Annotated in this window: 11 protein-coding genes; 5 read left to right on the top strand and 6 right to left on the bottom strand. The window is 71.0% G+C overall.

Features of this window, described 5'->3' with window-relative positions; all coding sequences use genetic code 11:
• Positions 1 to 748 precede the first annotated feature (748 nt).
• Entirely contained in the window at positions 749 to 1,879 is a 1,131-nt protein-coding gene (locus IT371_16795; protein ID MCC6749324.1) for a hypothetical protein, read from the top strand.
• A gap of 19 nt (positions 1,880 to 1,898) precedes the next feature.
• Here IT371_16795 and IT371_16790 read toward each other — a convergent pair whose 3' ends face one another.
• Both IT371_16790 and IT371_16785 read right to left on the bottom strand, forming a co-directional pair.
• A complete protein-coding gene (locus IT371_16790; protein MCC6749323.1) occupies positions 1,899 to 2,375 on the bottom strand; it encodes a hypothetical protein in 477 nt (158 codons plus the stop codon).
• Complete coding sequence (locus tag IT371_16785; GenBank protein ID MCC6749322.1) at positions 2,359 to 3,444, bottom strand: hypothetical protein; 1,086 nt, start codon at positions 3,442 to 3,444, stop codon at positions 2,359 to 2,361. Before IT371_16785 ends, IT371_16790 begins: the two co-directional genes overlap by 17 nt.
• On the opposite strand from IT371_16785, the gene IT371_16780 reads away from it, so the two are divergent.
• Both IT371_16780 and IT371_16775 read left to right on the top strand, forming a co-directional pair.
• Complete coding sequence (locus tag IT371_16780; GenBank protein MCC6749321.1) at positions 3,443 to 5,413, top strand: protein kinase; 1,971 nt, start codon at positions 3,443 to 3,445, stop codon at positions 5,411 to 5,413. The genes IT371_16785 and IT371_16780 overlap by 2 nt on opposite strands.
• A complete protein-coding gene (locus IT371_16775) occupies positions 5,410 to 6,753 on the top strand; it encodes a sigma 54-dependent Fis family transcriptional regulator (GenBank protein ID MCC6749320.1) in 1,344 nt (447 codons plus the stop codon). The genes IT371_16780 and IT371_16775 overlap by 4 nt, the downstream gene beginning before the upstream one ends.
• A gap of 29 nt (positions 6,754 to 6,782) precedes the next feature.
• Here IT371_16775 and IT371_16770 read toward each other — a convergent pair whose 3' ends face one another.
• Positions 6,783 to 7,976, bottom strand: coding sequence for a proline dehydrogenase family protein (locus tag IT371_16770; protein MCC6749319.1), 1,194 nt, complete (start codon positions 7,974 to 7,976; stop codon positions 6,783 to 6,785).
• A 249-nt stretch (positions 7,977 to 8,225) separates the two neighbouring features.
• Between IT371_16770 and IT371_16765 the strand changes: the two genes are divergently transcribed.
• Both IT371_16765 and IT371_16760 read left to right on the top strand, forming a co-directional pair.
• On the top strand, positions 8,226 to 9,233 hold the full coding sequence (locus tag IT371_16765) for a phosphatase PAP2 family protein (protein MCC6749318.1): 1,008 nt from the start codon (positions 8,226 to 8,228) through the stop codon (positions 9,231 to 9,233).
• A gap of 122 nt (positions 9,234 to 9,355) precedes the next feature.
• Positions 9,356 to 11,299 (top strand): radical SAM protein, encoded by a 1,944-nt coding sequence (locus tag IT371_16760; protein ID MCC6749317.1) that lies wholly within the window; start codon positions 9,356 to 9,358, stop codon positions 11,297 to 11,299.
• Positions 11,300 to 11,328: 29 nt separating this feature from the next.
• On the opposite strand, the gene IT371_16755 is transcribed toward IT371_16760, so the two are convergent.
• The 3 genes from IT371_16755 to IT371_16745 form a co-directional block, all read right to left on the bottom strand.
• A complete protein-coding gene (locus IT371_16755) occupies positions 11,329 to 12,867 on the bottom strand; it encodes a hypothetical protein (GenBank protein ID MCC6749316.1) in 1,539 nt (512 codons plus the stop codon).
• Positions 12,868 to 13,138: 271 nt separating this feature from the next.
• Complete coding sequence (locus tag IT371_16750) at positions 13,139 to 15,307, bottom strand: S9 family peptidase (protein ID MCC6749315.1); 2,169 nt, start codon at positions 15,305 to 15,307, stop codon at positions 13,139 to 13,141.
• A 224-nt stretch (positions 15,308 to 15,531) separates the two neighbouring features.
• A complete protein-coding gene (locus IT371_16745) occupies positions 15,532 to 17,559 on the bottom strand; it encodes an OmpA family protein (protein ID MCC6749314.1) in 2,028 nt (675 codons plus the stop codon).
• Between the last annotated feature and the right edge of the window lie 198 nt (positions 17,560 to 17,757).

Genomic DNA, 17,757 nt, shown 5'->3' with positions numbered 1-17,757 from the left:
AGCTGCGCGTCGACCTGCATCATGCTGCGGGTGCCCCCGGGCACCGATCGCAGGGCCTCCTCCGCTGCCGCCATGACCTCCTTCACCATCCGGCGCGGCAGGCGCTGCTCCTGCGCCGCAGCACGGATCTGCTTCAGGAGCGCGCCGGGGCTGACCCCCGTCTTGACATAGGCCGGGCCCTTGCCCGCGGGCCCCCCGCTCGCCATGTAGTCTCGGAGCTCCAGGCCGCGGTCCGTGCGTGCCCAGAACGCCTCTTGCGTTGCCTTCCGCTGGCCGCTGTTCTTCGCATAGGCGGGCCCAGTCAGAACCAGGGCAACGATCAAGACAGAAAGGTAGGCTCGGCGGCTCGGCTGCATGGGTCCCTCCTCGTCGCAGTAGAGGCCAAAGCACTTTTCGTGCCGCGCACCACGCAACCGCCAAGGAAGGCAACTATCTACAGAGCCTTCACGTTCGTCGCCTCGACGGACCTCCGCCCTCGGCGCTAGGGCCTGCGAGCCCTACGTCCACCGACCTCTGCGGCCACCTCGGGGAAGGGGTCCACCCCCCGACCGCGGGACCTGCACCCGCGCCACCGTGACTCGCCCTCGTTTCCCGTTCCTCGCCCCACCGCCTGACGGCTCGCAGCCTAGCCGCCTGGCCAGTGCCGGCCGCCGCCATGGCTTGTCCGCAGCCGCGGAATCCGCCCTGATTCCAGGTCCTGAACCCGTCGCGCGTCCGGAACACCACTTGCACACGGCGCCCGATGAACATGCCTAAATCCCGTCGCCATCCCGTCGCCGCCCCGCATCGCCTGGCCCCTTCGCATCGACCCTCCCCTTCGCCTCGCTCCCGCGCCCTGGTCCTGCTCCCCGTCTGCGCGCTGCTCCTCTCGAGCGGCCCGGCACGCGCTGACGACCGAGACGCCGTCGCGGCCCGGCTCGCGGCCCAGCGGTCCGTCATCGAGCAGCAGGCCCTCACGGTGGACCCGACGCTCTCTCCGCCGGCCGGCACCAAGCCCATCGCGTTCTATCGAACCGCCACTGGCGAGCTCGTGATCGCCAAGCACGGCTCCCCGGCCGAGATGATGGCCGAGGTGGTGAGCGCCGAGCTTCGCAGCCGGGCCGGTTTGCCGAGCGTGCCCGCCGCGCTCAGGTCCCTCTACGTGCCGGCCCTCTCCAAGGTCGTCGAGGTCGTCGTGAAGCCCGTCATTCCTTTCCAGACGAAGACGGGCGGCAAGCCGCGCACGCTCGGCCGCGACGTCCGCACCTGGACCCCCAGCCAGCGTAACGAGATCCTGCGCAGCATCGTCGCTGACTGGTGGCTCTGGAACTCGGACTCGCACGTGGGGCAGTACCTGCTGTGGTCGGGGGCTGGCACGCAGGAGGAGGGGCTACCGGCGAACGTGGACTTCGACCGCGCGTTCTCCCCCGGAGACAGCCGCTACCACAAGGGCCAGCCCGATCGTCTGACTCGCTTCCGCCGCTACCTCGGCTTGAGCGCCGGGCCCCAGAATGCGGTCTTCGATGCCTACGTGCACGGGCGCGTCGAGCTCGACCTCGAGCTCCTCCTCGACGAGGTGGCGCGCGTCGAGCGCGTTCCCCGGCAGACCTTCTCCCGCCTCGTGCGCCGCTACGCGCAGCGCGCCTTCCCCGCGGGACCGGCCCGGCAGCGCTTCGTGGCCGCCGCCCTCGCGAGACGCGATCACCTCCGCGCGGACGTCGAGGGACTGATCGCCGACCTGCAGAAGGAACGGAGCTCGCCGGCGCGGCGCTGGCTCAACCTGCCGCGAGATCTGCTTCAGCGAGTATTGCTGCGCGCCCTCGACAGCCGCGTCAGGACCTGGGTCGAGCGGATCTCTCGGAACGGCGTCGCCAGGTTGGAGCTCCTGCGCGCGCGATGAGTGCTCCGGGGCCTCGGCCCTAGAGCCCCGCGCACGAGGTGAAGCTGGCCGGGGGGGACGAGCCGCGGTGGCAGAGCAGCGGCACACTCACGCTGCCCGCGCTCACCGGCAGGGTGAGCGCAGTCGTCCCGCAGAGCATCGCGTCGTCGCTCTTGCAACCCGAGCCGTCGTAACCGAGCACCGTCAGCGTCACCTCTCCCGCGGGGAGGTCGCCGAGGCGCACGTTCCGGGCGAGCTCGGTCTGCAGCTCCTCGAGGGTCTTCACCCGCACGGACATGCACGGCCCGCGCAACGGGTCCTTCCCGCGAACTACCACCTGAACCGAGCGCAGCTCCTCGAGGAGCTTCACGTCGCAGGAGGCCTTGTCCAGACGCACGAGCACCGCCTCCACGCCGCCGCCGCAATTGCCGCCGCAGAGCCCGAGGAGCAGAACGACCGCGGCCTCCACCAGCCGGACGGATTCGCCGCAGCGCGCGTTCTCAGAAGACCAGCTCATAGCGCCTCCCGGAGGTCAGCGCGACGGGCAGGATCACCGCGGTCGCCGTGACGGCGGCGCCCACGAGCGTCCAGACCCACCAGCGCGTGTACCACGCCCGCCCCGCCGAACGCTCCTCGGTCGAGCGACGGCCTCCGGGCTCGTCCGGGCCCTTATGCCCGCGCCCCTTCTCGATCCAGCGACCCGCGGCCAGCGCGCTCGCGCTCGCCCGCAGCGCCGGACGCGCCAGGAAGACACCCCGACGCACGTCGAAGACCCCGAGCAGAAAGCCCTCGCGCTCCACCCCCACGAGCACGAGGCGCTCGACGCCAGCCGCCGCCCCCACGGCCGCGAGGAGCTCGGGCTGCCCCGCCTCCTCGCGCGTCAAGGCCGCGCCCCCTGCAACGCCCTCGGGCAGCACGAGCGAGCAATCCTCTCCGACGCGCACCAGGTCCGCCCGCGGACCGCTCGTCCGCCAGCTCGCGTAGTGCTCTCCCGCTTCGACGAGCTCCCCCGCCGCGGCGCTCCTCCCGTCGAGGCGCAGCTCCTTGCCGTCCCCGTCGAGCTTCAGCGCGCACCGCCGACGCGCCCCGTCCCCCGTCACCTGGCGATAGAGCTTCATCACCGCGGGGGGAAAGACCTGCGGGTCGGGTCCCGGCCCGGGGAGTCGTCCCGCCCGCGCGAAGGCCCGCCGCGCCGTCTCGGTGGCGCCGCCGACCGAGTGGCAGAGCCCCGCCCAGAGGTTGAGCCGCTGGGCCAGCTCGAGCCCCACCGCTCCCTCGGCGTGCGCGCGCAGAAGCCGCTCCGCACCCTCCAGCCGCTCGGCGCAGCGGGCGAAGCGGCTCTGCGCGTAGTCCCGACGCGCGGTCTGCAGCGCCAGCGTGGCCCGCGCGACGGCCACGGCTCGCGCCCCGGAGTCCTCGCCGTCGCCACGCTCCGCCCCGACGGAGAGCACGAGCACCGAACCCTCGCCTTCCGCGCGTGCGATCCCCCCGCCGGCGAGGCTTCCGGCCGCGAAGCCGACGACGACGGGCAGGACCGAGAGCGCCGCCGCCGTGATACGATACGGAAACCAGGCGCCTCGAGGCATGAACCCCCAAGAGTTCGGCAAGTACCGGCTACGGGACCGGATCGCGGTGGGGGGCACCGCCGAGGTCTTCCGCGCGGCGCTCGTGCGCCCCGATGGGGTCGAGCAGACGGTGGTCCTCAAGCGCGTGCTGCCGCAGCACGCCCGCGACCCTCGCTTTCGGCAGCTCTTCCGGGAAGAAGCACTCGTCGTCGCCTCGCTGGAGCACCCGAACATCGTCCGCATCCACGACTTCGGTGAGATGCAGGGCACGTGCTACCTCGCCCTCGAGCACGTGGACGGCGCCGACCTCGACACGCTGCTCGGGCCCGGGGGAGAGGAGCTACCGGGTCCGCCGCTCGCCGCCTACCTGGCGGTGCAGCTCGCCTCCGCCCTCGAGTACATCCACGGCCGCACGAGCCCGCGCGGCACGCCGCTCCGCATCGTCCACCGCGACATCTCGCCGCACAACATCTTAGTCTCCCACCGAGGGGAAGTGAAGCTCGCGGACTTCGGCATCGCCCGCTCGGCCCTGCGCTCGGACAAGACGGTCGACGGATCGATCAAGGGCAAGTTCGACTACATGTCCCCCGAGCAAGCCACGCCGGGGGCCGAGGTCGACGCGCGCACCGACCTCTTCGCGCTCGGCGCCGTGCTCTACCAGATGCTCTTCGGCTCGCCCCCTTTCTACAGTCGAAACGACGTCGAGACGCTGGACGCGGTGCGCGCCTGTCGCTACCGCCTCGACGAGAGCTGGCTCTCCGAGCCCCATCGCGCGCTCGTCCCCATCCTGGCCCGCTGCCTGCGCCGCGCCCGCGAGGAGCGCTATCCGGATGCTGGCGCGCTGCGACGCGACCTCGAGGCCTACCTGGCGGAGCTGCCGCACCCTTCGCCGGACGCGCGGACCCTCGCGGCCTGGGTGACGCGGGCCCGACGCGCCCGCGAGGCGGCACGCCCGGCGGACGTCCTGGTCCACGCGCTCCTCGGCGGAACCGACCCGGGACGCGACGACACCGCCGTCGTGGGCGCGAAGGAAGCGGCCGTCGCCGTAGGCCTCGTGACGCCCGTGCCCATGACGCCCACGCCCATCACGCAGATCCGCCCGCGCACCACGGCCACCGCTCGGCCGACGCCGAGGCCGACGGAGCGCCCGGCAGACCGATCGGCGGAGCGCGCCGTAGAGCCGCCGCCGTCCCGCTCGGCGCCCTCCCGCTCGGGGCCCTCCCGCTCGACGCCGGACCTCGTGACGCCGCTCCCGCTCCCCCGCGCGCCCCGCCCTCCGCGACGCGGCACGCGCCTCCGCTCGCTGCTCCCCCTCGCGGCCGTCGCGCTGGTCACCGCCGGGGCCACGATCCTGCTCACGCGCTTGCTCGGCGGAGGGCGGCCCTCCGACGACGATACACGCCCCTCCGTGACCGCTCCGAGCACGCTCTCGTCGCGCGCCGACGCCTCCCCCGCGCGCCTTGCGGTCCCGACGCAGAAGCCGCTCGCCCCCAGCCCTCCGCCCCGGCGCGCCGACGCACGCCCGCCGCCGAGCTCCGGCGCGGGCGAGACGCCGACCCAGCTCCTCGTCAACTCCGAGCCGCCGGGCGCCACGGTGCTCCTCAACGGAGTGGTGATCGGCCGCGCCCCCCTCGCCTACCCGGCCCCCGCCGGCGCGTACGAGGTCGAGGTCGTGCGCTCCGGATATCTGCCCTACCGGACCACCATCCCGGCGGGCCGCGGCGATCAGAAGCTGCTCGCCGTCCTCAAGCGACGCGGCTCCACGGCCCCCGCCTCCCACGGCTTCCTCACCGTCAACTCCATCCCCTGGGCCAAGGTATTCGTCGACGGACGTCCCGTCGGCATCACCCCCCTGCGCAGCCTGAAGGTCGGGGCGGGAGGTCATCGGGTCCAGCTCCGCGACGCCCAGGGCAAGCTCCTGCGAACGTTTGTGGCCCAGGTCCCCGCCGGGCATACTAAGGTCTTCAGCTTCGACCAGAGCGACCCATGAGGGACACGACAACGCGGGTGCAGCTCGACGGCGAGAGGCCCCGATTCTTTCGGCGCCGCTTCTCGCTCGCCGTGCTCGAGGGCCCGGACAAGGGGCGCGGGCTCACGAGCGCCAAGGACCAGGTCACCGTCGGCTCGGCGCCCCAGAACGAGCTCGTGCTGAACGACACGGCCGTGTCGCGCCACCACCTGCGCGTCGAATCCACGCCCGCGGGTTTTCTCCTCGCCGACCTGGACAGCACGAACGGCACCACGCTCGGCAACGTCACGCTGAAGCAGGTCGTGGCCCGGGGCCCGGTGGACCTGCGCCTCGGCGAAACGCTGCTCCGCTTCACGCCGCTCACCGAGGAAGAGGAGGTGCCGATCCTGGCCGAAGATCACTTCGGCGGCCTGCTCGGTCGAAGCCCCTCGATGCGCGAGCTCTTCCGCCGGATGGAGCTGGCCGCGCCGCAAGAGGTGACGGTCCTCCTCGAGGGGGAGACGGGGACGGGCAAGGAGCTCCTCGCCTGGGAGCTCCACCAGCACAGCCGCCGCAGCAGCGGCCCCTTCGTGGTGGTGGACTGCGGGGCGATCCCTCCCACGTTGATCGAGAGCGAACTCTTCGGGCACCTGCGCGGCGCCTTCACGAACGCGCAGGCCGACCGCCCCGGAGCCTTCGAGCAGGCCCACACGGGCACCGTCTTTCTCGACGAGATCGGCGAGCTGGACCTGGCGATGCAGCCCCGCCTCCTGCGCATGCTGGAGCGCGGCCAGGTCAAGCGCCTCGGCGAAAACGTGCACCGCGAGGTGAACGTGCGCATCGTCGCCGCGACGAACCGTGACCTGCAGCGCGCGGTGAACCAGGGGACCTTCCGCGCGGACCTCTTCTACCGGCTGGCCGTGATGCACCTCCGGGTGCCCCCGCTCCGCGATCGCCCCGAGGACGTCGAGCTGCTCGTCGAGCGGCTGCTCCCCGAGATCGCCGAGCGGTTCGGGCTGGCGGCCCCCCCCGCGCTGAGCCGCGAGACGCTCCAGCAGCTCGTGCGACACCCGTGGCCCGGCAACGTCCGCGAGCTTCGCAACTTCCTCGAGCGGCTGGTCACGCTCTCGGCGAGCCAGACGGGGATCGACCCCTTCGAGGATCTGCAGGTGAGCGCGCCGCACCACCCCATGGGGCTCGACCAGCTCGACGCGCTCCCCTTCAAGGACGCCAAGGCGATCTGGCTCGAGCACTTCGACATGCATTATTTAGCGAGGCTTCTAGAACGCTGCGATCACAATGTGGCCGAAGCCTCGCGCCAGTCGGGGATCGACCGCGTCCACCTCTTCCGGCTGATCAAAAAGTACAAGCTCAAGCGCTGACGGGCGCCAACCCGGGAAGAGCGCCAGGGTCAGTTCAGCTCCTGCGCGAAGCGCTGGATGAGGGTCTTCTTCGCCTGCCGGTTCTCGAGCGCCTCCTGCAAACCGAAGATCGGCGCGTCGGCCCCGTAGGAGACGTACTCGCCACCTATCGTCTCGCCCGCGGCGCGCACCTTGGCCTGGAAGGGGGCGTTGACCCCGCGGATCACGTGGAGCCGGTACGTGGTGCCCAAGCGACGGGCCTCGGCGCGGGCGTGCTGCCAGATCTCCTCGTTCTGTGTGGCCACCGCCACGTCGAGCACGTCCCCGTAGCGCAGGGCCTGCGTGACGAGCTCGCGGTAGTGGCGCATCAACGGCCCCCGCTGGTTGATGATCCCCGCCGTGTCCGCCTCGACGTAGCTCCCCTTCACCAGCCGCACCCCGAGTTTCTGACCGGTGCGGGTAGCGAGCGCGGCCCAGTTTCGGAGCGCCGGCATCGAGGCCTCGTAGCGCGCAGCGATCGCGAGACGCACGGGGATCCCCACCTCCGTCACGATCTGCTCCGCCACCTTCAGCGTGAAGGGCATCGTCTCCGAACCGGTCATGTCCAGCTCGAGAGGCACGCCGCGAGCCTTCGCGTGTCGGGCGACGCGCAACATGCCGGCCATCGCGACCTGTTCGCGCCGCTCGCGGGAGAACCCGCTCAGCCCGAGGCCGAGGGAGTCGGGGTCGTACGCCACCGCCGCCTTCAGCCGAGGGTCTTTCGCGCGCGCCGCCGCGAGCTCGTCGATGAGCTTGAGAAAAGACCGCTCCGCGCCGCGCACCGACCAGATATCTCGCAGCGTGGGCGCCAGACGCCCGATCACGACCCCCTCGCTCCCCTGGTCCACGACCCGACGGCCCACGCGCACCGCGCTCGCCGGCGTGAGCCCGGTGAAGGGCTCCCCATGCGCGACGGCCTGCATCAGCCGATTGAAGGGCCAGACGAACGCGGGGAACGTGACGGCCCGGCCGACGAGGAGCTTCGCCCGCTCGACGCCTTGCACCAGGAACTGGCGCGGCGTGAGGGAGAGCGCTTCGGGCGCTCCGAGCGACGCCGCCGGAGCACGCGCGAGCGGGGTACGCGTGACCACCGGGTCGCGCGCGAAGGCGGTCGAGCCCTGCGACGCAAGGGCCGCCAGGACGAGCACCACGGGAACCCTTCGACGGGCGGGCTGGTACATGCCGCGAAGACGAGCAAGGTCCATACCGCCGACGGGCGCCGTTCCCCGGAACGTCAAGGCCTGGAAACAGCACGACGAACCGGCCCGACGCGGTGCGTTCGTCGGATCTCCTCGGTCCCCCGACGTGAGAGGACTCCGGCGCCAGGCCTAGCCACTGCCACCCGCAGGCTGCGCCCGGGCTTGGGACCGGGCCCGCAGTCCGCCGCTCCGGCCCTGCATCGCAGAGAGGCCGAACGCTGCTAGGATAGGGATTCTCATGACGCGGCTCCGGCGATGAACGGCGTCCTCGACTGGGGTGTGGAGGTCGTTCGCGCCCTGCAGGCGCACCGCTCCCACCTCGCCGACCTCTTCAACCTCGCGGTGACCCAGCTCGGCCACCAGCTCGCGCTCGTCCTGCTCGTGGCCTTCGTGATCTGGTGCGTGGACCGCCGGCTCGGCCTGCGCCTCGGCGCGCTGCTCGTCGGGTCGGGTGTGGTGAACGTCCTCTGCAAGGCCTGGTGGCGCGGTCCGCGGCCCTATCAGTTCGCCCGCTCCGTGGCGCTCATCGGCCCCCCCGAGCTGAGCCCGGGCGTACCGAGCGGACACGCGCAGCTCACGCTCACCGCCTGGGGAACGCTCGCGCGCGGCCTCAATCGCCGCTGGGCCGTGGCTGTGGCGGCGCTGGTCGTGCTCCTCGTCGCCGGCTCGCGCCTCTACCTGGGCGCGCACTTTCCGCACGACGTGCTGGTGGGCCTCGCCCTCGGCGCGACGCTCCTCGTCCTTGCGCCGCACCTCGAGCGGTGGCTCGTCGAGCGCTTCCAGCACCTCTCGCCCCGAGGCCAGCTCGTCGCCGGCGGCGCGCCATCGCTGCTTCTGCCCCTCTGGCCGCACCGCGACCTCGTGGCCCTCGGCGGCGTGCTCGCCGGCCTCTGCGCGGGGCTGCGCTACGCGCCCGTAGAAGAGTCGTCGCCGAAACGCCGCGGGCCGGGATGGACCGCCGCGAGCTTCGCGGCTGGCGCACTCGCCCTGGTGGCGCTGTACCTCGCGCTTGGATGGCTCGCGCGACGCACCGCTGCTTCAGGGCAGCCGGAGGACTGGTACCCCGCCCCGCCCTCGCTCGCCCTCGCCCTCGGGCTCGCGCTCCGCTGGCTGCGCTACGGCGTCACCGGGCTCTGGATCGCCGGAGGGTGGCCCGCGCTCGCCCCCCGCCTCGGGCTCCCCGTCGTGGGGACCCGACCCCCATCGGGCCAACCGACCCCGCAGCCCTGGCCACAGCCGCCAGCCGACGCCGACCGTAGCTAGCGCGCGGACCGCCGCGCCGCCGCCCTCACCGCAGAGGACCCTTGTCAATTCACGGACCTGCTCCGCTCCGGGCGCGCCGTCGGTCCCGGCATCGTTCCTGCTCTATTCCGCCTCGACTCCCCATGCGACGTTTCCCCTCGACCCGGTCTCTCACGGTCACGCGCCGCGTCGCGCTGCTCGTGCTCGCGCTCGGCGCCCTCTCCTCCGGCGCCCTCCCCGCCGCGAACGCCGCACCGCGTCTTCGCGACAACGTCCCGGCCCGCCGCGACGTGCTCGAGCAGCGACTTCCGGTCGCGGAGCGCTTCGACCGCGCCGCCGCCCGCGCCGCGCTGCAGCCCGGCGGAACGCGGCTCGCGCTCGTCACCACCGTCGCCCCGGCCTACGACATCCCGACCTTCAACATGGGCCTGGCCGAGCTGGCCGGCTACCTGCGCTACAAGCACCGCGAGCTGGCCCATCGTCCCGCGCGCATCACCTTCATCGAGCCCGACCTGATGCTCTCGCGCACCCCCGAGCTCGCGCAGAGCGTGGACTACACCCTGAGGAAGCTGCGCGCCACCAAGCCGCACATCATCGGCGTCTCGGCCAAGATGGGCTCGCAAGACAACCTGATCCAGCTCCTCACCCGCTTGCGGCGCGAACCCTGGGCGAGAGACGCGGTGATCGTAGTGGGCAACGTGATGGGCACCTTCTCCCACGCCACCCTCGCCGAGCGCTTCCCCGAGGTGGTCTTCGCCCTCGGCGAGGGGGAGCTGGCCATCGACGCGATCTACCGGGCCGTGAAGACGCGACGCACCGACCTCTCGAAGATCCCGAACGTCGCCTATCGCTCCTCCGACGGCCTCGTGCGCACCCCCCGCAAGGTCCTCGCCCTCGAGCGTCAGCGCTGGCTGCCCGCCCTCGACATGCTCGAGCAGGCGCTGCGCGTCAAGGCCGACATCGGCCTCGAGGCCTCGCGCGGCTGTCCGGGCCATTGCACCTTCTGCTCGGTGCCGCAGCTCGACTTCAAGACCAAGCCCGACGGCTCGAACCCCGCCGCTCCCTGGCGGCACTTTCCCGTCACCCGCACCGCCGAGCTCGTCCGGGTGCTCCGCGCCGCCGGCGCCACGACCCTGAACTTCGTGGACAGCGAGTTCGGTAGCCGCAATCCGCGCTACCTGACCCGCCTCGCCCACCAGCTCGGCAAGCAACCCGGGGCCCCCTTCGCGGTGGACTTCCGCCTCGACGCCTTCGGCATGGCCGACCCGAAGCTCGCGAAGCGCTTCATCTCGGTCCTCGGACTCCTCGCCCACGCCGGCTTGAACAGCGTCTTCGTCGGCGCGGAGTCCGGCTCCGACGAGCAGCTCCGGCGCTACGGCAAGGGCTACCCCCTCGACGTGAACCTGCGCGGCATCGACCTGCTCGTGCGCGCCGGACTGCGGCCCCAGGTCGGATTCATCACCTTCGACCCGCTCATGACCCGCCGCGACCTGGAGGCGAACCTGCGCTTCCTCCTCCGGCGCGTCGGCGGCACCGCCACGCAGAAGGGGCGGCGCGTGCTGAGTTACGTGACGAGCCCCCTCAACGTGATGCGCGTGCAGGCGGAGACGCCGCTGCAGCGCCTCGTCGCGAGCTGGAGGCTCGCCATCACCCCCGAGGGGACCGAGGCCTTCTACCGCGCCGAGTTTCTCGACCCTCGCATGGAGCAGCTCGCGACCGCAGCTCAGGACTGGTTCCGCGAGATCATGCACCTGCGCTACCCGGTCCTCCAGGCCTCACGCTACGCGCGCTCCCCCGCCGTTCGCGCGCGCGCCACCGACCTGGTGGAGCGACTCCACGCGCTCGACGTGCTCTACCTGAAGGGGCTCCTTCGTGAGCTCCCCCGCGACCCCTTCGACCGCACGCTCGACGAGAACCCCGCGCGCCTCCGCCTCGACCAGGCCTTCCGCACCGCCGCGCGGGACCACTGGGCCATCGCCGCACGCAACGCCGCTCCGGGCCTTGCCCGCGTGGGCGCCGCGTTCCGCGCCAAGCGCACCGCGCTCGAAGCGGAGCTCAAGGCCCTCTGCGACAGCGGGGAGATCTGAGGTCGAAGGGGGGCGCGCCTGGAGAGGGACTACTTCACCACGAAGAAGGCATCCACCAGCAGGCCGCGCCGGCCGTGCCGCCCGACGAAGCTGCTCTCGAGACGCAGGTCGTTGCCGAAGCGATCCGTCTTGCCCGTGGGCCGGGCCTCGAGGCCGAGGCTCCGCACCCCCGCCTGACGCAGGCTGCGGAGCTCGCTCTTCTGCGAGACCCCGTCGCCGTTCCGGTCGTTCCACAGCCTGAGCTGCGCGAAGCTCCGGTCTCCAGCGTCGATGCGGCCGTCGCCGTTGCCCCCCTGCTCCGGACGGTCGAGCACCGCGAGCGCCTGGAAGCCGTCCTCCGTCGGACCGCTCACCTCCGAGGCCTCGCCGAAGAGCTCGCGCCCGCTGTCCACGCGGCCGTTACCGTTCCGGTCGAGCACGAGCAGCGCGTCGTCCCCCCGGACCCACGCGGTCCTCTGCTCGCCGAGCCCGAGCAGGTCGAAAGTCGGCCCCTCGTCCACCGGGAGCAGATTCACCCCGTCGCCCGAGAGGTCCAGCACCAGCGGCGAGCCCTGGCACTGCAGGTCGGCCGGAGCGCTCTCCACCGGCGTCGGGATCGCCTGATACAGGCTCGGCGCCGGAGCGCTCGTCTTGGAGCGGTCACCCGTCGTCGGCTGCGTCGGCGCGGGCGGCGTGGTCTTCTTGTAGGAACCCTTGAAGAGAAAGACGTTGGCGGCGGCGTACTCGATGGTGAGCGCCTGGGTCCACTCCCCCCGCTGGCAGTCCGACGGGATGGCGGTGCACGCCGCGCGCAGGGCGCGGATGTTCAGGCGACCGCACTTGCACGTCGTCCGCGTGCTGCTGACCTCGCAGTTGCAGCGCCCGGGCTGCTTCACGTTGCACTCGGTGTACTGGTTGTCCTTCGCCGCCTGCTGCTCCCAGTAGGTGCAGATGTCGCCGGTCTTGGTGCTGGTCTTGAACATGCCGTTCTTGTCCACGGTCGTGCGCGAGAAATCCGGCGCGTAGGTGAACTTCAGCCCCTCGGCCGCGAGCACCTTGTTCAGCTCCTCGGCGTAGACGCGCCGCGCGTTCTGCGGGTCGCACCGGTCCACCGGAGCAGCGCCCGGCTCCCCGCCCCCTGCCGCCGGAGGCTGCTCCTCGAGCGCCGAATCGACGAAGAGGCGCGTGTTCGTGTTGCACGAGTCGGTCACGATCACGCCGTACATGTCCGCGCAGGTCACGCAGCCCTTCTCGTCGGCGAGCTTGCAGACGAAGGGCACACCTCCCGCCATGCTCCCCACGATGGTCTTCACCACCACCCCGCCGTTCAGGCACTCGGCCACCGTGCTGCCATCGCCCATCACGGAGACGTCCAGGCGATCGCACGCGTTCGGATTCGGGTAGCGCGCGCACGCATCCTCGCCGTTCACCTTGAGGCACTGCATGGCCTGCAAGGCCCCGAGCTGGTCGGTGCGCAGCTCGAGCTTGGAGATCCGCTGGCTCGTGTCGATCGTCCCGCCGCACCCCGCGGCGAGTCCCGCACTCCAGCCGAGCAAGGCCAAGACCGTCACTCCGTGTCGCCTCGTCATGGTTCTTCGAACCTCCTGGTGTGCCCCAGGGGCGAAGGAGTGCAAGGCTCCTGCCAGCCCGCAGCGAGGCGCAGCGTCGCGCGTCAGCGGCGAATGGAGCGACTTGCCTGCGAAAATTTCGAGCTCATCGCGAGGTGCCCGTAGCCGCGTCGCGACTCCCCTGGGGCTCGCTCCCCCGATCCGGGCCATAGCCCCCTGGGTCAATCGCGCCCAGGGCCCCACGGTCGACGACGCAGCGCTTCCCCCGCGCCTCCGCGTCGCCCGCCTCGGCTCAGGGCATCAGCCCGAGCTGCGAGAGCACGAAGGCCAGCCGATCGGTGGCTTCCTCGATGCGCTTGGAGGTGGGCTTGCCCGCCCCGTGCCCCGCCTTCGTCTCGGCGCGCAGCAGAACCGGCAGCCTCCCCCCCGTGGCGGCCTGGAGCCGCGCCGCCATCTTGCGCGCGTGGAAGGGGTGCACGCGCGAGTCGGACACGCCGGTGGCGATGAACACTGCCGGGTAGCGCGTCCCGTCCTTCACGTTGTGATAGGGCGAATACGCCCGCAGCCACTTGAAGTGCTCCGGGTCCTCGGGGGTGCCGTACTCGGGGATCCACAGCTTGGCGATGAGGTAGCGGTGGTAGCGCAGCATGTCGAGGAGCGGCACGCCGGACACCACCACGCGGAAGAGCTCCGGGCGCTGCACCAGCACGGCCCCGGTCAGCAAGCCGCCGTTCGAGCGTCCATCGATGGCCAGCTTCTCCGGCCGCGTGATCTTCTGCGCCACCAGATACTCCGCGGCAGCGATGAAATCGTCGAAGACGTTCTGCTTCTTTCCGAGCATCCCCCCCTTGTGCCAGGCGTCCCCGTACTCGCCCCCCCCTCGGAGGTTCGCCTCCGCGTACACGCCGCCGCGCCGCAGCAGTTCGTAGAGCTCCGGCACGAAACGCGGCGTGAGCGAGATGTCGAAGCCTCCGTAGCCGTAGAGCAGCGTCGGGTTCTGGCCGTCGCGCACGAGCCCCTTCTTGTGGAGCAGGAACATCGAGACGCGCGTGCCGTCCTTGGACGGGTACCAGTGCTGCGAGAGCTCGAACTCGTCGCTCGAGACGGGCGACTTCACCTGAGCCCAGATCGTCCCCGCCCCCTCGGGGGTGCTCGCCCGCTGGGCCCGCCGCGCCGCCACGAGGCCCTTCGCCAGGCGCGGCACCGTGGTGCCCAGGATGCGCGGCGGCACCAGATACGACGAATACGAGTAATAGAGGTCGGGCTTATTCCACTCGCCGCTGACCGCGCTGACCGTGCCGAAGGGGGTGAAGGGCAGCTCGCCGAGACGGCGCCCGTCGAGCTCGTGGAGCGCGATCACCGACGCCGCGTTCTTCAGGTAGAGCGCCACGAGCTTGCCGCCGATGACCGAGATGGACTGCAGGATCTCCTCCCGCTCGGCGATCACCCGCTTCCACTGCCTGCGCGCCGGACGCGCGGGATCCACGCGATACACCTGATTGCGCGACGCCCCCTCGTTGGTCTGCAAGAGAAGGCGGTCGTTCAGCACCTCCGGCAGGTAGAGGTGGTTCTTGCCGCGCGCGACCGGCACGAAGGCGCCGTCCTTGTGGCGTCGGTCGAGCAGGTGCACCTCGCTCTGGGCCCACCCGAGATAGACCATCACCACCAGGTAGCGCCCGTTCGGCGAGAGCGACACCGACGGCATCTCGCGCAGGTCCCGCCCCGGCCCGAAGACCACCGGGTCCTGCTTGCCGTCGGTGCCGAGCCGGTGGAAGAAGACGTGACGGTGATAGTGCTCCTCCCCCTTGGGGACGCTCCCCGGCTGCGGCAGCCGCACGTAGTAGAAGCCGCTCTCATCGGGGAGCCAGGCGAGCGAGGTGTGGGGCGTGCGCGAGATCGACTCGGCCAGGTCCTTGCCCGTCGCCACCTCGCGCACCCGCAAGGTGCTCAGCTCGTCCCCCGAGGTGGAGGTCCCGTACGCCAGGTAGCGACCGTGCGGGGAGGGATACCACCAGTCGAGCGCCACCGTGCCGTCTCTGGACAGCCCGTTCGGATCGACAAGCACCGCATCCTCGCCCCCGGCGCCGCGTCGCACGTAGAGGATCGGCTGGTTCTGGCGCCCCGTGCGTCGCGTGTGGAAGAGAAAGAGCGGCCCCTCCTTCGGGTAGCGCAGGACCGGCGTGCCGATGCTCTCGACGGTCAGAAGGCGCGTCAGGGCACGGCCGAGCTCCTTGCGCCCCGGGATGGCGTCGAGGACGGCCCGCGTGTAGCGGTTCTGCGCCTCGGTCCAGGCGCCCACCTCCTTGGACGCGTCGTCCTCGAGCCAGCGATAGGGGTCGCGGACGCGCTCGCCGTGCAGGAGCTCCACGACCGCTTCCGCGCGCGTCGGCGGCGGTCCCCCGCGGCGGGGCGGCGTCGAGACGGCAGGTGACGGAGAGAGTGCTCGGCGGGGCTTGGCCATCGGCGTCTCGGTGCGTGCTGGCGGCCCCGCTGGAGGCGCGACGGGGCCGCAGCTCGCAAGCCATAGCACGGAAACGAGGCCCAGGCCGCGTCGGGGGTTCGTCGTCGGGCGATGCGCAATCATGAAGGGGACGTATCACGACGGGGCCCCGGCCGAGAAGGGGCCGGGCGCCTCGCGACCCATGCGACCGTGGTTGATTGCCCTCGGATTGCGCTCGGTGGGCGTTATTTCTTCTCGGGCGGCTGCCCCGCTCCGGCGGGCCCCGCACCGGGGGCGCTCTCGAGGATCACGAACTCCACCCGCCGGTTGGCCTCGCGCCCCTTGCCCGTGCGGTTGTCGGCCACCGGCTTGTCCGAGCCGTAGCCCTGCGCGAAGAGGCGCGCCCCTTCGATCCCTTCCTTGATCAGGAAGATCCTCACCGCCTCGGCACGGGACTGGGAGAGCTTCCGGTTGTGGTCCGCCGCACCCTGGCTGTCCGTATGCCCCTCGATGCGCACGCCCTTGATCTGCGGGTTCGCCCGCAGCGTCAGCGCCACCTCCTTGAGGATGGCGAAGGAGACCGACCGAATGACGGCCTTGTCCGTGGCGAAGAAGATCTTCTTCATGATCTGGATGCGGTTGTCCTTCACCACCACGTGACCCGTCCCCTTGTCGGGGCAACCGTCCTCGTCCTTGTAGCCGTTGATCGTCTCCGGCTCGTTCGGGCACTTGTCCTGCGCATCGGGGACCCCGTCGCCGTCGTTGTCCGGGTCGGGGCAGCCGTCGTTGTCCTTGAAGCCGTCCATGTCCTCCGGCTTGTTCGGGCAATCGTCCAGATTGTCCGGCACGCCGTCGTTGTCGTTGTCCGGATCGGGACAGCCGTCCGCATCCTTGAAGCCGTCCTTGTCCTCGGGCTCCTTCGGGCACTGGTCCTTCGAGTCCTCGATCCCGTCACCGTCCTGATCGGGGATGTCGGGGCAGCCGTCGTCGTCCTTCAGCCCGTTCTTGTTCTCCGGCTGGAAGGGACACGAGTCCTTCAGGTCGGGGATGCCGTCCTTGTCGTTGTCCGGGTCGGGGCAACCATCGTCGTCCTCGAACGTGTCCTTGTCCTCCGGCTCGTTCGGGCAGCGGTCCCGGTCGTCCGGAATGAGGTCCTCGTCGTTGTCCGGGTCGGGGCAGCCGTCGCTGTCGCGAAAGCCGTCCTTGTCCTCTTTCTGCGTGGGGCACTTGTCGTCGGCATCCGCGATGCCATCCCGGTCGGTGTCCGTGAAGTCCGGGGCCCACCTGAGGCCGAGCAACGCGCGCGCCTGGGGGCTGCCGATGGCCTTGATGATGCCGAAGCCCGCACCGGCGGCGAGCTCGAAGCCGCTTCCGAGCTTCACGCGCGCCCCGAGGTCCGCCTCGAGCGGAAACGCGTCCAGGTCCTTGCCCGACGTGTCGGTGCAGGTCGTCGTGCCGCTGATCGGGTCGCGCGTGCACCCCGACCGCGTCTTGAAACCAGCGCGTCCGTAGAGCTCGCCCATCAGCAGCACGCGCGGATGCACCCGGTAGCCCGCCCCCACCCCGTACATGAGCTGGTCGTCCACCTCCGACGAGAACATCATCACCGACTCGCGGATCATCCACCCCAGGTCGAGCGCGGCGATGAAGTTGCCGATGCGGTAGTCGAGCGCGAGCCGCGGCCGCACCGAGAGATTCGGGTCCCCGCCGAAGTTGTCCCGCTTGCCCGTGGGGAAGGTCAGGATCGGCGAGACCGCCAGCGAGAGGCCTTTCCAGTCGTGCAGCAACATGACCTTGAGCTGCATCCGCAGATCGCCCACCCCGGTCGCCGACAGGGTGTTGCCCGTCCGGTTACCGAGGTCGTCCACCTCCGTGCCGCGCAGGAGGAGATTCACCGGGAGACTCAGCCCGATCTGCCCGCGAAACCAACCGAACCGGACCGCAAACGCGCCCCCCACGTCCATGGTGAGCTGGTTCTTCACCACGTCGATCGCGTCGGCCTTGCCGAGCTCGAAGGGGGTCGTGCTACCCGGCGTGGACTTCTGCACGAAGAGCACGAGGGGCCGGTGCTGGTAGTTGAACATCAGGTCCAGGCTGAAGGAGAGGTGGTCCCCCGTCTGGGCCGATTCCACGCTGAAGAACGTGTCCTTGATGCCGATCGCAGGCTCGAAGTGCTGCGTCGGAAACGACCTGGACACGGTGTTTTGGGCGGCGGCGGGGAGGGAAACGAGAGTGCTGACGACCACCGCGGCAGCCAGGCGAGCGAGGCGCATGAGGGTCACCGTGGTTCGAGGTTTGCGCGATTGTTCCATAGGTTGCCACATGAGTACAGTTTCCCGGGCCCGACGGGAAGGGGCTTTGTAACAGCACTTTGGGGCTTGACGGCTGCACGGAAAATACGCGAAGGTGAACGAAGCGACGGGGAGTCCACCGTCGACGGTCGGCCCTACACGAAAGGTTGTTTCCCCCGA

The organism is Deltaproteobacteria bacterium, assembly GCA_020848905.1.
Lineage (GTDB): Bacteria > Myxococcota_A > Polyangia.
This window is presented reverse-complemented; position numbering and strand designations above follow the sequence as displayed.

Excerpts from the sequence above, each read along its gene's own strand:
- IT371_16795 (MCC6749324.1), top strand. The coding sequence starts at position 749 with ATGCCTAAATCCCGTCGCCATCCCGTCGCCGCCCCGCATCGCCTGGCC.
- IT371_16790 (MCC6749323.1), bottom strand. The coding sequence starts at position 2,375 with ATGAGCTGGTCTTCTGAGAACGCGCGCTGCGGCGAATCCGTCCGGCTG.
- IT371_16780 (MCC6749321.1), top strand. The coding sequence starts at position 3,443 with ATGAACCCCCAAGAGTTCGGCAAGTACCGGCTACGGGACCGGATCGCG.
- IT371_16785 (MCC6749322.1), bottom strand. The coding sequence starts at position 3,444 with ATGCCTCGAGGCGCCTGGTTTCCGTATCGTATCACGGCGGCGGCGCTC.
- IT371_16775 (MCC6749320.1), top strand. The coding sequence starts at position 5,410 with ATGAGGGACACGACAACGCGGGTGCAGCTCGACGGCGAGAGGCCCCGA.
- IT371_16770 (MCC6749319.1), bottom strand. The coding sequence starts at position 7,976 with ATGGACCTTGCTCGTCTTCGCGGCATGTACCAGCCCGCCCGTCGAAGG.
- IT371_16765 (MCC6749318.1), top strand. The coding sequence starts at position 8,226 with ATGAACGGCGTCCTCGACTGGGGTGTGGAGGTCGTTCGCGCCCTGCAG.
- IT371_16760 (MCC6749317.1), top strand. The coding sequence starts at position 9,356 with ATGCGACGTTTCCCCTCGACCCGGTCTCTCACGGTCACGCGCCGCGTC.
- IT371_16755 (MCC6749316.1), bottom strand. The coding sequence starts at position 12,867 with ATGACGAGGCGACACGGAGTGACGGTCTTGGCCTTGCTCGGCTGGAGT.
- IT371_16750 (MCC6749315.1), bottom strand. The coding sequence starts at position 15,307 with ATGGCCAAGCCCCGCCGAGCACTCTCTCCGTCACCTGCCGTCTCGACG.
- IT371_16745 (MCC6749314.1), bottom strand. The coding sequence starts at position 17,559 with ATGCGCCTCGCTCGCCTGGCTGCCGCGGTGGTCGTCAGCACTCTCGTT.